General features: G+C 66.4%; 2 protein-coding genes (1 of these 2 running past the window's edge). Both read left to right on the top strand.

Translation table 11 applies throughout. The features are described 5' to 3' along the window. Positions 1 to 6,261: the 3' end of a non-ribosomal peptide synthase/polyketide synthase gene (locus ACNQR1_RS21840; protein WP_418047808.1), read on the top strand. Its footprint begins 18,123 nt before the window's first position; the window shows 6,261 of its 24,384 coding nt (coding positions 18,124–24,384); its start codon lies off the left edge, out of view; it ends in the stop codon at positions 6,259 to 6,261. After that, positions 6,258 to 14,396, top strand: coding sequence for an amino acid adenylation domain-containing protein (locus ACNQR1_RS21835; RefSeq protein ID WP_418047807.1), 8,139 nt, complete (start codon positions 6,258 to 6,260; stop codon positions 14,394 to 14,396). The genes ACNQR1_RS21840 and ACNQR1_RS21835 overlap by 4 nt, the downstream gene beginning before the upstream one ends.

Below are 14,396 nucleotides of genomic sequence, written 5' to 3'. Positions count from 1 at the left end.
CAGCTCCCGGCCTACATGGTTCCGGCCGCGGTGGTTTCGCTGCCGACGCTGCCGTTGACCACCAACGGCAAGCTCAACACCCGCGCCCTGCCCGCACCCGAGTATCAGGACATCGACCGCTACCGCGCGCCCGGCACCCTTACCGAGGAGATCCTGACCGGGATCTACGCCTCCGTGCTGGGAGTGGAGCGGGTCGGGGTCGACGATTCGTTCTTCGATCTGGGTGGGGATTCCCTGTCGGCGATGCGCCTGGTTGCCGCGATCAACACCGCCCTCGACAGTGGTCTTGCGGTGCGGGTCCTGTTCGAGGCGCCTACGGTGGCGCAATTGGCGCCGCGGATCGGCGGCGAAGAGGCCCGCCTGGATCCGCTGGCGGCCGGTCAGCGGCCCGCTACGATTCCGCTGTCGTTCGCACAGTCCCGGCTGTGGTTCCTCGACCAACTGCAAGGCCCGTCACCGGTTTACAACATGGCCACCGCGCTGCGGATCAGTGGGGCGCTGGATGTCGACGCCCTGGGTGTCGCGCTGGCCGACGTGGTGGCCCGCCACGAAAGCCTGCGTACCGTCTTCCCCGCGGTCGAGGGAATCCCGCGGCAGTCGGTGGTGCCGATCGAGCACGCCCGGTTCGGTTGGGACGTCGTGGATGCCACCGGCTGGTCGGGGGATCACCTGCACGAGGCGATCGGCGAAGCGGCCCGTCACACGTTCGATCTGTCCGGCGAAATCCCGTTGCGGGCGAGCCTCTTCCGGCTCGGCGGTGACGAGCACGTGCTGGCGGCGGTGGTGCACCACATCGCCGCCGACGCCTGGTCTCTCGCCCCGCTGGTGGCCGACCTCGGGGTGGCCTACGCCGGCCGAAGCGCCGGGCGGGCGCCCGCCTGGGCCGATCTGGCCGTTCAGTACGTCGACTACACGCTGTGGCAGCGCGCCCAGTTCGGTGACTTCGACGACAGCCAAAGCCGTATCGCCACACAGGTGAGCTACTGGCAGGATGCGCTGGCCGGCATGCCCGAACGGTTGGCATTGCCCACCGATCGGCCCTATCCGCCGGCGGCCGATCAACGCGGCGCCATGGTTTCGCTGGACTGGCCGGCCGAACTGCAGCAGCAGGTCGCCCGGGTCGCCCGCGAACACAACGCGACAAGCTTCATGGTGATCCAGACTGCGCTGCTGACCCTCCTGTCCAGGCTCAGCGGAAGCTCCGATGTGGCAGTGGGTTTCCCCATCGCCGGGCGCCGCGACCCCGCCCTCGACGACCTGATCGGGTTCTTCGTCAACACCTTGGTCCTGCGGGCCGATCTGGCCGGGGATCCGACGGTGGCAGAACTGCTGGCGCAGGTGCGGTCCCGCAGCCTGGCCGCCTACGACAATCAGGATGTGCCGTTCGAGGTACTCGTCGAGCGGCTCAATCCGACCCGGTCGCTGACCCATCACCCCTTGATCCAGGTGGCACTGGGATGGCAGAACGTTCCCGGCCAGTCCGGGAGTGCCCTGGCGCTCGGTGATCTGGAGGTCAGCCAGATGCCCGCGGATACCCACACCGCACGCATGGACCTGAGCTTCTCGCTCGCCGAACGGCGGACCCAGACCGGTGCACCCGCCGGAATCGGTGGGACGGTAGAGTTCCGCACCGACGTGTTCGACACGGCGACCATCGAAACGATGATCAAGCGGTTCGAGCTGGTGCTGTCGGCGATGACCGCCGACACGGACCGGCACCTGTCCTCGATCGACCTGCTCGATGCCGTCGAACACGCCCACCTCGACGTGATCGGCAACCGGGCTGCGTTGGCGGGGCCGGGGCCGTCCTCGGATCCGGTATCGGTCCCGGGATTGTTCGCCGCGCAGGTCGCGCGGAACCCGGAAGCGGTCGCGGTCACCTTCGACGGCCGGTCACTGACTTATCGCGCGCTCGACGAGGCAGCGAACCGGTTGGCGCACTTGCTCATCGGGCAAGGTGCCGGACCTGGTAGCTGCGTGGCCCTGCTGCTCGAGCGCTCCGCGGACGCGATCGTCGCGATGCTGGCGGTGTTGAAGGCCGGCGCCGCCTACCTGGCCATCGACCCCGCGCTGCCCACGGCCCGGATCGAGTTCATGCTGGCCGATGCCGCCCCGGTCGCCGCGATCACCACCAGCGGTCTGGCCGACCGGCTCGATGGCCATGGCCTGCGCGTGATCGATGTCGATGACTTGGCAATTGCTCACCAGCCCGACACCGCGCCCGCGGAACCGGCGCCGGACGGCATCGCCTACCTCATCTACACCTCGGGGACCACCGGACTGCCCAAGGGCGTGGCCGTCACGCACCACAACCTGACGCACCTGGCCCGGTCCACACCGGAACAACTTCCGGAGAGACAGGTTTGGACGCAGTGTCATTCGTACGCATTCGACTTCTCGGTATGGGAGATCTGGGCTGCGCTGCTGGGCGGGGCACGCCTGGTCGTCGTGCCCGAGTCCATCGTGAGTTCACCCGAGGACTTCCATGCTCTCCTGGTCGGCGAGCGGGTCAACGTGCTCACCCAAACTCCGTCGGCAGCCGGGGCGCTGTCTCCGCAAGGACTCGAGTCCGTCGCGTTGCTGCTCGGTGGGGAAGCCTGTCCGGGTGAAGTCGTCGATCGGTGGGCACCCGGACGCGTGGTGATCAATGCCTATGGCCCCACGGAGATCACGGTGTACGCGTCGATGAGCGCACCCCTGAAACCCGGGTCGGGGGCAGCGCCCATCGGGGCACCGGTCCCGACGTCGGCATTGTTCGTACTCGATGAGTGGCTGCGCCCGGTGCCTGCCGGGGTGATCGGCGAACTGTATGTGGCCGGCGGGGGCGTGGCGTGCGGTTACCTGGGCCGCGCGGGCTTGACCGCAGCGCGGTTCGTGGCGTGCCCGTTCGGTGAACCGGGGCAGCCCGCAACACGGATGTATCGCACCGGAGACCTGGTGAGCTGGCGTGCTGACGGGCAGCTGCAGTACCTGGGCCGTGCCGACGACCAGGTCAAGATTCGTGGTTATCGCATCGAACTCGGCGAGGTTCAGGCCGCCTTGGGTGCGCTGGACGGAGTCGGGCAGGCGGTGGTGATCGCTCGCGAGGACCATCCGGGCGTCAAGCGTCTGGTCGGCTATGTCACCCCGGCCGCGGCCAGTTCGGTGGATCCGGCCGGTATGCGAGGCGCGCTGGCCGATCGACTTCCGCAGTACATGGTTCCGGCAGCGATCGTGGTCCTGGACGCACTGCCGTTGACGGTCAACGGCAAACTCGATACTCGCGCCTTGCCTGCACCGGAATACCAGGATGCCGAGCACTACCGTGCGCCGGAGACAGCGGTCGAGGAGATCCTGGCCGGTATCTACGCGCAGGTGCTCGGGCTCGAGCGGGTCGGGGTCGACGACTCGTTCTTCGACCTGGGTGGCGACAGCATTCTTTCCATGCAAGTGGTGGCCCGGGCCCGGGCGTGCGGGGTGATGTGCAGGCCCCGTGACATTTTCGTCGAACAGACGGTGGCTCGATTGGCGCTGGTGGTGGGCGTCGACGGCGACGACGCCGGTCCTGTCGACGAAGGCGTCGGTCCGGTGGGTGCAACGCCGATCATGCGCTGGCTGGAAGCGGTTGACCGTGCCGGCGGCCAGGTGGACCAGTTCAATCAGACGGTGGTGGTCCAGGCACCGCCGGGAGCCACCGTGTCCGATGTCGAGATGGTGCTGACCGCCCTGCTCGACCGGCATGCCATGCTGCGGTTGCGTGCCCAAGACGCCGGGGCGGGGGGCTGGTCGCTCCTGGTACCCGAGAAGGGTTCGGTGCGAGCGCATCTGGAGTCTGTCGACGCGCTGACCGACGATGCGTTGGTGCGGGCCCGGTCGCGGCTGAACCCGGGCGCGGGAGCGATGGCCAGTGCCCTGTGGGTGGCAACCACCGGCCAATTGGTGTTGACCATTCACCACCTCGCGATCGACGCCGTGTCGTGGCGGATTTTGCTCGAGGACCTCAATATCGCCTGGGTTCAACATTGTCAGGGCCAGCCGGTGGATTTGCCGGTCACCGGGACTTCATTCGCGCAGTGGACCGAACTGCTCGGTGAACACGCGCGCTCGGCGGCAGTGGCGGATCAGGCCGACACCTGGCGGCGTGTGTTGGCGACCCCCGCCGCACTACCCGAGGTCCGGCCCGATGTCGACACGTACGGGGCCGCCGGGCACCTCACCGCGTCGTTGGATGTCGAGACCACCCGCGTCCTGCTCGGTGAGGTTCCGGCAGCGTTCCACGCTGGGGTACAAGACATTCTGCTGATCGCCTACGGGCTGGCCCTGACCGAGTTCCTGGGAGTCACCTTGCCGGTCGCCATCGACGTCGAGGGCCACGGCCGTACCGAGGAATTGGGTGGGGCATTCGACCGAAATCTCGACCTCTCGCGAACCGTGGGCTGGTTCACCACCAAGTACCCTGTGACACTCGATGTCCGAGGGCCCCTTGCCGGGCTGCAATGGGCTGAGGTGCGGGCCGGCGATCCGGCACTCGGCCGCGTGATCAAGGACGCCAAGGAACAACTGCGCGGCCTGCCCGAGGGAATGACCTACGGACTCCTTCGCTACCTCAACCCCGACGTCGATCTGTCCGGAGCCGACCCGACCATCGGATTCAACTATCTCGGCAGGCTGGGCGCGACCGGCCCAGCACAGTCGGACGAACTTGCCGGGCTGTGGCAGGTCAGCCGTGACGGAGCGGCGGTCGCGGCGGTCGCCGCGGCCATACCGATGCCGCTGGGACACACGGTCGAACTCAACGCGAGCACCGCCGAAACCGATGCCGGCCCAAGTCTTCACGCGGCCTGGACGTGGGCGCCCTCGGCTCTCGACGAGACCCAGATCAGCCGGCTGAGTCAACTGTGGTTCGAGGCGCTCACCGGAATCTGTGCGCACATCCGCAGGGGTGGCGGCGGCCTGACGCCGTCCGACATTCTCCCCGCACGTCTCACCCAGCCCGAGATAGACGAGCTGAGTGAGCACCACCGGATCGCCGATGTGCTGCCCCTGACGCCCCTACAGCAGGGACTTCTGTTCCAGGCCAATGCAACTCGAAGCAACGATGACGACGTCTACGCCATGCAACTCGACGTCACCATCACAGGCCCGCTGGATCCACACCGGCTGCGCGAGGCGGTGCGCACCGTGGTCAGCCGTCACCCCAACCTGGCCGCGCGGTTCGACAAACGATTCGGCGAACCCGTCCAGATCATCCCGGCGGAACCGAGCGTGCCCTGGCAGTACCTCGACATGACCACGGACACAGATGGCACCGGTGTGGACGAGCGCATCCAGAGGTTGTGCGCCGACGAACGCACGACTGTCTGCGATCTGGCCCACCAATCGGCGTTCCGCGCGGCGCTGATCCGGTCCGCGCAGGACGAGCACCGCTTCGTGATGACGTATCACCACATCGTGCTCGACGGCTGGTCACTGCCGATCCTGTTGCAGGAGATCTTCGCCGGCTATTACGGGCAGCGGCTTCCCGCCGCCCCGCCCTACCGCAGGTTCGTCACCTGGCTGGCCGATCGAGACGTCGACGCTGCTCACACCGCGTGGCGCGAAGTCCTGGCGGGCTTCGCCACCCCGGCTCTGGTCGCTCCCAACCGGGCAACTCCAGGGCGACGGGCCACCGAGTCGTTCCGATTGCCCGCCGAAACCACCCGAGCGGTCAATGAACTCGCGCGCTCACAGCACACGACTGCCAGCACCGTGCTCCAAGCGGCGTGGGCACAGGTGCTCATGTGGCTCACGGGCCGGCATGACGTCGCCTTCGGTGTCGCGGTCTCGGGCCGGTCGGCGGACGTGGCCGGCGCGGATTCGATGGTGGGCCTGCTGATCAATACCGTGCCGGTTCGGGCCACCATCACCCCGGACACGACGATCGCCGGTCTGCTCGACGAACTGCAACGCCATCACGGCGACACCCTCGAGCATCAGCATCTGGCTCTCAGCGATATTCACCGTGCCGTGGGCCAGGACCAACTGTTCGACACGCTTTTCGTCTACCAGAACTACCCGGTCGAGACGGTCGCGGCCACGATGGCCGACGGGTTGGCCATCACCAAGGTCAACGGCCGCGAATACAACCACTACCCCCTGACCCTGCAAGCCATGCCCGGCGCCGAACTGGTTCTGCGGGTCGAATTCGACACCGACGTATTCACCGCGAAGCGGGTGCACAAAGTGGTCGCACGGTTCCAACGGGTACTTGAGGCCATGACCGGGGAGGTTCAGCCAGCGTGACTGCCGACGCCAACCGGCGATTGTTGTCGATGGATCTCGACGATGACGATGACGTCGAGGAGCTGGATGAGTGGGGTAACCGGGCGGCGTTGAGCGGGGCGGTCCCGGTGTCGGTGTCGGTGCCGGTGTTGTTCGCCGAGCAGGCATCTCGTCGTCCGGACGCGGTGGCGGTCACCGCGGGCAATTGCTCATTGACCTATCGCGGGCTGGATGCGGCTTCGAATCGGTTGGCGCATCTGCTGATCGAGCGGGGTGCGGGGCCGGGCCGTCGGGTGGCGTTGTTGTTTTCGCGGTCGGTTGAGGCCGTCGTGGCGATCTTGGCGGTGCTCAAGACCGGTGCGGCGTATGTGCCGATCGATCCGTCGGTGCCCGACGCACGAATCGATTTCGTACTGGCCGACTCCGAGCCGGCGGTCGCGGTTACGACCGGTGATCTGGCCGATCGCCTGGGTGGGCGCGGGTTGACGGTCATCCATGTCAACGACCCCGCTGCGGCGGACCGGCCGAGTACCACACCGCCGATCGAACCATCTGGCGAGGATGTTGCGTATTTGATCTACACCTCGGGTACGACGGGTGTGCCCAAGGGTGTGGCGGTTGCGCATCGGAATGTGGTGCGGTTGTTGGCTGCGATCGATCGTGATGTGGATCTGTCGGCGGGGCAGGTGTGGACGCAGTGTCATTCGTTGGCCTTCGACTTTTCGGTGTGGGAGGTTTTCGGCGCGCTGCTGCATGGTGGCCGGTTGGTGGTGGTGCCCGAATCGGTGACGCGCTCGCCTGAGGAGTTCCACTCCCTGCTCGTCGATGAGCGCGTGAGTGTGTTGAGTCAGACACCGGCAGCGTTCTACGCGTTGGCCGCGGTTGACGACAACCGGTCTGACCGTCAGCTGTCCCTTGAGCTCGTGGTGTTCGGCGGGGAGGCGTTGGAACCGCAGAGGCTCGCCTCATGGCTGGACAGGTATCCGGTGATGCCGCGGTTGATCAATATGTACGGGATCACCGAGACGACGGTGCATGCCTCGTTCCGTGAGATCACCGCCACCGATGTGGGCAGCCCGGTTTCGCCGATCGGTGTGCCGCTGGCGGATCTTGCCTTCTTCGTACTGGACGGCTGGTTGCGTCCGGTGCCGGTCGGAGTCGTGGGCGAGTTGTATGTCGCCGGTGCAGGTTTGGGCTACGGGTATGTGGGCCGCCCCGGGTTGAGCGCGTCGCGGTTTGTGGCCTGCCCGTTCGCTGACAACGGAACATCGGGCATTCGCATGTATCGCACCGGTGATCTGGTGTCGTGGGGCGCTGATGGGCAGTTGCAGTTCCTGGGGCGCGGCGATGAGCAGGTCAAGATTCGTGGTTATCGCATCGAGTTGGGTGAGATCCAGTCGGCCGTGATGGCTTTGGATGGTGTCGAGCAGGCGGTGGTGATCGCCCGGGAGGACCGGGCCGGCGACAAGCGGCTGGTCGGTTACATCACCGGGACCGCCGATCCTGCTGAATTGCGTGCGATGTTGGGAGATAAGCTCCCGCCGTACATGGTGCCCGCCGCAGTGGTCGCCGTCGATGCGATGCCGCTGACCGTCAATGGCAAGCTGGACAAAAAGGCCCTGCCGGCACCGGAATACCAGCACCTCGATGCCTACCGGGCCCCAGCCACACCCACCGAGGAGATCCTGGCCGGCATCTACGCCCAGATCCTCGGCCTGGACCGCGTCGGCGTCGATGACTCCTTCTTCGATCTCGGCGGGGATTCCTTGCAGGCCATGCGCCTGGTCGCCGCCCTCAACCGGACCCTGGGCACCGGACTCGAGGAGCGCGTCCTGTTCGACGCCCCGACGGTGGCCCAACTGATATTTCACATCGGTGACGATGAAGGACGGCATCAGCCGCTGCTGGCCTGTGATCGGCCTGCGGTGATGCCGCTGTCGTTTGCGCAGAGCCGGTTGTGGTTCGTCGACCAATTGAACGGTCCTTCACCGGTTTACAACCTGGCGGCGGGATTGCGCCTTGACGGCCCCCTTGATGTCGACGCGCTGGGCGCGGCGTTCGGAGACCTCCTGGACCGTCACGAGAGCCTGCGCACGTTGTTCCCGACGGTCGACGGGACACCTCAGCAGGTGATTGTTCCCGCCGAGCAGACCGCGTTCGGCTGGGAGGTGGTTGACGCGGTCGGATGGCCGGCCGGCAGGTTGGAGCAGGCCATCGAGGACGCGGCGCGCCACAGTTTCGATTTGGCTTCCGAGATCCCGCTGCGGGCAAAGGTTTTCCGCGTAACCGAGAACGAGCACGTGCTGGTGGCGGTGGTGCACCACATCGCCGCCGACGGGTGGTCGATCACTCCGCTGGTCGCCGATCTGGGAGTGGCCTACGCCAGTCGGCGTGAAGGACAGGCGCCACGCTGGCAGCCGTTGGCGGTCCAGTACGCGGATTACACGCTCTGGCAGCGTGCCCAGCTCGGCGATCTGGAAGACAGCGACAGCCGCATCTCGCAGCAACTGAGGTTCTGGGCGGACACACTGGCCGGGATGCCGGAACGGCTGGCATTGCCGACCGACCGCCCCTATCCGTTGGTGGCTGACCAGCATGGCGACCGGGTCGAGGTGGAGTGGCCGGCAGATCTGCAGCAGCAGGTGACTCGCCTGGCTCGCGATCACAACGCGACCAAATTCATGGTCATCCAAGCGGCACTGCTGACCCTGCTGTCCAAGCTCGGCGGGAGTTCCGATGTGGCGGTCGGCTTCCCGATCGCAGGGCGCCGCGACCCCGCTCTCGACGAGCTGATCGGATTCTTCGTCAACACGTTGGTGCTACGCGTCGATCTGGCAGGGGACCCGAGTGTCACCGAGGTGCTGGCTCAAGTTCGAGCACGCAGTCTCGGTGCCTTCGAGCACCAGGACGTGCCGTTCGAGGTGCTCGTCGAGCGGCTCAATCCGACCCGGTCGCTCACCCACCATCCGCTGGTGCAGGTGATGCTGGCCTGGCAGAACGTCCCCGGACAGGCGGGCGATTCCGGCAGCGGGGTGGCACTGGGGGATCTGCGGGTCACCCAGTTGCCGCTGGACACCCACACCGCGCGGATGGACCTGTCGATCTCGCTGGCCGAGCGTTGGACGGACGCCGGTGAGGCCGCTGGGATTTCCGGCACGGTCGAATTCCGTACCGACGTGTTCGACGCCGCCGGCATCGAAGCCCTGATCGATCGGTTACATCGCGTCCTCGAGGCGATGGCCGCCGATCCCACCCGGCGACTCTCTGCGATCGATGTGCTCGATGCCGATGAGCGGACTCAGCTGGACACAGTCGGCAACCTGGCGACGCTGAAACGCCGCGCACCCGGGCCGTCGTCGATCCCAGCTCAGTTCGAAGCTCAGGTGACCCGTGATCCCGGCGCGGTGGCAGTCAGTTTCGACGGAAGCCATATCACGTACGGGGATCTCGATCGGGCCGCGAATCGATTGGCGCACCTGCTCGTCGAGCAGGGTGTGGGACCGGGCCGGCGGGTGGCGTTGCTGTTCTCGCGGTCAGTCGAGGCGATCGTCGCGATCTTCGCGGTGCTCAAGACCGGCGCGGCGTACGTACCGATCGATCCCGCGGTTCCCGATTCCCGGCTGGAGTTCATCCTCAGCGATTCCACGCCGCTGGCGGCGGTCACCACCACGGATCTGGCCGATCGGCTGACCGGGGCCGAGTTGAGCGTGATCGCCGTCGACGATGCCGCGGTGGCCGGCCAACCCGACACGCGTCTTCCGGCGCCGGGCCCCGACGATGTCGCGTACCTGATCTACACCTCGGGCACGACAGGCGTGCCGAAAGGCGTGGCGATCCCACACCGCAACGTGACCCGCCTGCTACATGCCTTGGACGCCGATCTGGAGTTGACGGCGGATCAAGTCTGGACGCAAAGCCATTCGCTCGCCTTTGACTTCTCGGTGTGGGAGATATTCGGCGCCCTGCTGCACGGCGGGCGGTTGGTGGTGGTGTCGGATTCGGTGGCACGGTCACCCGAAGAGTTTCACGCCCTGCTGGTCGCCGAGCGGGTCAGTGTATTGAGCCAGACACCGTCGGCGTTCTATGCGCTGCAAGCAGCGGATGAGCTGTCATCCGAGCCGGGTTCAGAGCTCCAGCTTGAGTTGGTCGTATTCGGCGGTGAGGCGTTGGACCCGACCCGGCTCGCGGACTGGATGCAGGACCACCCGGTGTTGCCGCGGTTGATCAACATGTACGGGATCACCGAGACGACGGTGCATGCCTCGTTCCGTGAGATCACCGATGCCGATGTAGAGGTCGCGGTCAGCCCGATCGGTGTGCCGCTGAGGCACCTGGCCTTTGTGGTGCTCGATGGCTGGTTGCGTCCGGTGCCTGTCGGTGTGGTGGGTGAGTTGTACGTGGCCGGTGCGGGTTTGGGCTACGGGTATGTCGGCCGGGGGCCGTTGACATCGACGCGGTTTGTGGCGTGTCCGTTCGGGTCGCCGGGGATGCGGATGTATCGCACCGGGGATCTGGTGTCGTGGGGACCGGATGGAGAATTGCGGTACCTGGGGCGTGCCGATGAGCAGGTCAAGATTCGTGGCTATCGCATCGAGCTCGGTGAGATCCAGTCGGCCTTGATGGCATTGGACGGTGTCGAGCAGGCGGTGGTGATCGCCCGGGAGGATCGTCCCGGGGACAAGCGGCTGGTCGGCTACGTCACCGGGAGCGCCGATCCTGCTGAGCTGCGGGCCGCGCTGGGGGAGAAGCTGCCGCCGTACATGGTCCCGACCGCGGTGGTGGAGATCGAGGCCCTGCCTTTGACGGTCAACGGCAAACTCGACATTCGCGCGTTGCCTGCACCGGAATACCAGGACGTCGATCGGTACCGTGCTCCGGCCACCGGAGTCGAGGAGCTTCTCGCCGGTATCTTCGCCCAAGTCCTCGGGCTGGAACAGGTCGGCGTCGACGACTCGTTCTTCGACCTTGGCGGCGACAGCATCTCGGCCATTCAGGTGATCTGGCGCGCCCACAGTGCGGGCTTGACCGGCCGCCCGCGCGACATCTTCGTCCAGCAGACGGTGGCCCGGTTGGCGCGGGTGGTCAGGATGGCCAACAGCGCCGCCGATGTGATCGACGAGGGTTTCGGTCCGGTGGTGGCGACCCCGATCATGCGGTGGCTGAAGGGCCTGGAGCGTGTCGACGGCCCGATCGACGAGTTCAATCAGACGGTGGTGCTGCAGGCACCCGCCGGTGCGTCCGAGGACGACGTGGTAATCCTGTTGCAGGCCTTGCTGGCTCGTCATGGCATGCTCCGATTGCGTGCCGAGGACGACGGCGCCGGTGGATGGGCGTTGACGGTGCCCGAACCGGATGCGGTGGATGCACGCGAGCATCTGCTGACCGTCGACCTGTTGACGGAAGACGCGCTGGCAGCGGCACGGTCGCGGTTGAATCCCGCCGCCGGGGTGATGTTGAGCGCGTTGTGGAGTTCCGCCACAGGGCAACTGGCGTTGGTCGCCCACCATATGGCAGTCGACGGAGTGTCGTGGCGAATTGTGTTGGAGGACCTCAACATCGCCTGGACCCAGCATCGCGGTGAGCAGCCGGTGCTGCTGCCACCTACGGGTACGTCCTTCAAGCGGTGGGCGGATCTGCTGGGTGAGTACGCGCATCACCCCGAGGTGGTCGGCCGGGCGGGGGCATGGCGGCAGGTGGCCTCGATCCCACCCGCATTGCCGGCACCGCGTCCCGCGGAGGACACGTTCGCCACTGCTGGATACCTCACAGAGTTTCTCGATGCCGAGACCACCCACATGTTGCTGGGCGACGTTCCGGCGGCATTTCACGCCGGGGTGCAAGAGATCCTGTTGATCGCGTTCGCCCTGGCGTGGTCCCAGTATCTCGGGACCGACGGCGCTCCGATCGCCATCGACGTGGAGGGCCACGGGCGTCAAGAGGACCTGGCAGATCTGGGCGCACCCGATGATCCAGACGTCGACCTGTCACGCACGGTCGGGTGGTTCACCGCCAAGTATCCGGTGTCGCTGGCGGTCGGTGGGCTGCGTTGGACGCAGGTGGTGGCAGGCGATGCGGCGCTCGGTGCGGTCATCAAGGACGCCAAAGAGCAGCTCCGCGCCCTGCCCGACGGCTTGACCTACGGGCTGCTGCGCTACCTCAACTCCGACGTGGATCTGGCCGGATCCGATCCGGTGATCGGGTTCAACTATCTCGGGCGGCTGGGCTCCCCGGCGGCGTATGCGTCTGGTGACGTATGGCGTTTCAGTCAGGACGGCTTGTCGATGACCGGTGCGGCGGGCGCGATGCCGATTGCGCTGGCGCACTCCGTAGAGCTCAACGCGGTCACCATCGACACCGACAGCGGCCCGCACCTGAATGCCACCTGGACGTGGGCGCCCACCGCACTGGATCGTACGGCCGTCACCCGGATCAGCCGGTTGTGGTTTGACGCCCTGGCGGGTATCTGTGCCCATGTCAGGCGAGGTGGGGGCGGATTGACGCCGTCGGACATCGCGCCTGCACGCCTGAGCCAGCACCAGATCGATGCGTTGCACAGCGAATTCCCCATCGCAGACGTACTTCTCCTGACGCCGTTGCAGCAGGGACTGCTGTACCACGCGAGCATCGCGAACTCCTCCGGCGACGACGTCTACGCGGTGCAGCTGGACCTCGCATTGAGCGGTCCGCTCGACGTACACCGGCTGCGCGATGCCGTGCAGACCGTGGTGGGCCGGCATCCGCATCTGGCTGCCCGCTTCTGCCCGCAATTCGAGCAACCCGTGCAGGTGATCCCCGCTGATCCGGTGACGCCCTGGCGGTATATCGAGTTGGACGCCAACGGCATTGGCGTCGACGAGCAGATCGAGGAGATCTGCGCCGCCGAACGTGGCGCAGTGTGCGACCTCGAGAACCAGCCCGCCTTCAGGGTGGTCCTGATCCGGATCGCAGACGACCGTCACAGGTTCGTGGTGACCAACCATCACATCGTGCTCGACGGCTGGTCGATGCCGATCCTGATGCAGGAGATCTTCGCCGGTTACCAGGGATTGCGACTGCCTGCCGCCTCCCCGTATCGCAGCTACGTGACGTGGTTGTCCGAACGCGATCACCATGCCGCCCATGCGGCGTGGCGTGAGGTGCTGGCCGGTTTTGACACCCCGATTCTCGTCGGACCACCGCAGAAGCTGCGGATCGGGGAGCGTTGCGTCGACTCGTATCGGGTCCCCGCGAAAACCACGCGGGCCCTTGCCAAGTTGGCGCGCTCGCATCGCACCACGGTGAACGTCGTACTACAGGGTGCCTGGGCGCTGCTGCTCAGCTCGCTGACCGGCCATCACGACGTCGCCTTCGGAACTGTGGTCTCGGGTCGGCCACCGGAGGTCGACGGTGCGGATTCGATGGTCGGTCTGCTGATCAACACGGTGCCGGTGCGGGCCACCTTCTCGCCGGACACCACCACTGCCGATCTGCTCGATCAGCTGCAGAGTGCCCACAACGACACGCTGGATCATCAGCACGTGGCGCTCAGCGACATTCACCGCATGACAGGCCAGGACACACTCTTCGACACGGTCTTCGTCTACGAGAACTATCCGACCGATACCGGGACGCCACCGGGTGGTGACGGGCTGGCCGTCACCGGTTTCAGCAGCCGCGACTTCTATCACTATCCGATCGCGGTGCAGGCCGGCCCGGGCCGCGAGTTGGACCTTCGGGTCCAATACGACACCGATGTCTTCGACAGGGAGACCGTCCAAGCGCTCATGGAGCGGTTCAAAAAGGTACTGGTGGCGATGACGGCCCATCCCCGCCGCCCGGTGTCGTCCTTGGATCTGCTGACGAAGGCCGATCGGCTCGACGGGTGGGGCCATCGGGCGGTGTCGACGGCTGCCGTCGGTGAGACCGATGATTCGTACAGCCCGCCGACCACCCTGGTCGAGCAGATCCTGGCCAGTATCTTTGCCGAGGTGCTGGGCGTCGACCGCGTGGGCGTCGAGACGTCCTTCTTCGATTCGGGCGGCGATTCGATCTCCGCGATGCGGGCCATCGCCGCGATCAACGGGGCCCTCGACGTCGAACTCACCATGCTGACGCTGTTCGAGGCGCCATCCGTACGGAACCTGGCTCAGCAGTTGGCGAACGCACCCGTTCAGTGA

The sequence above is a fragment of the Mycobacterium sp. 48b genome (genome assembly GCF_048282725.1).
Taxonomy (GTDB): Bacteria; Actinomycetota; Actinomycetes; order Mycobacteriales; family Mycobacteriaceae; genus Mycobacterium.
The sequence above is the reverse complement of the archived record's forward strand: the minus strand, read 5'-3'. Positions and strand labels throughout refer to the sequence as shown.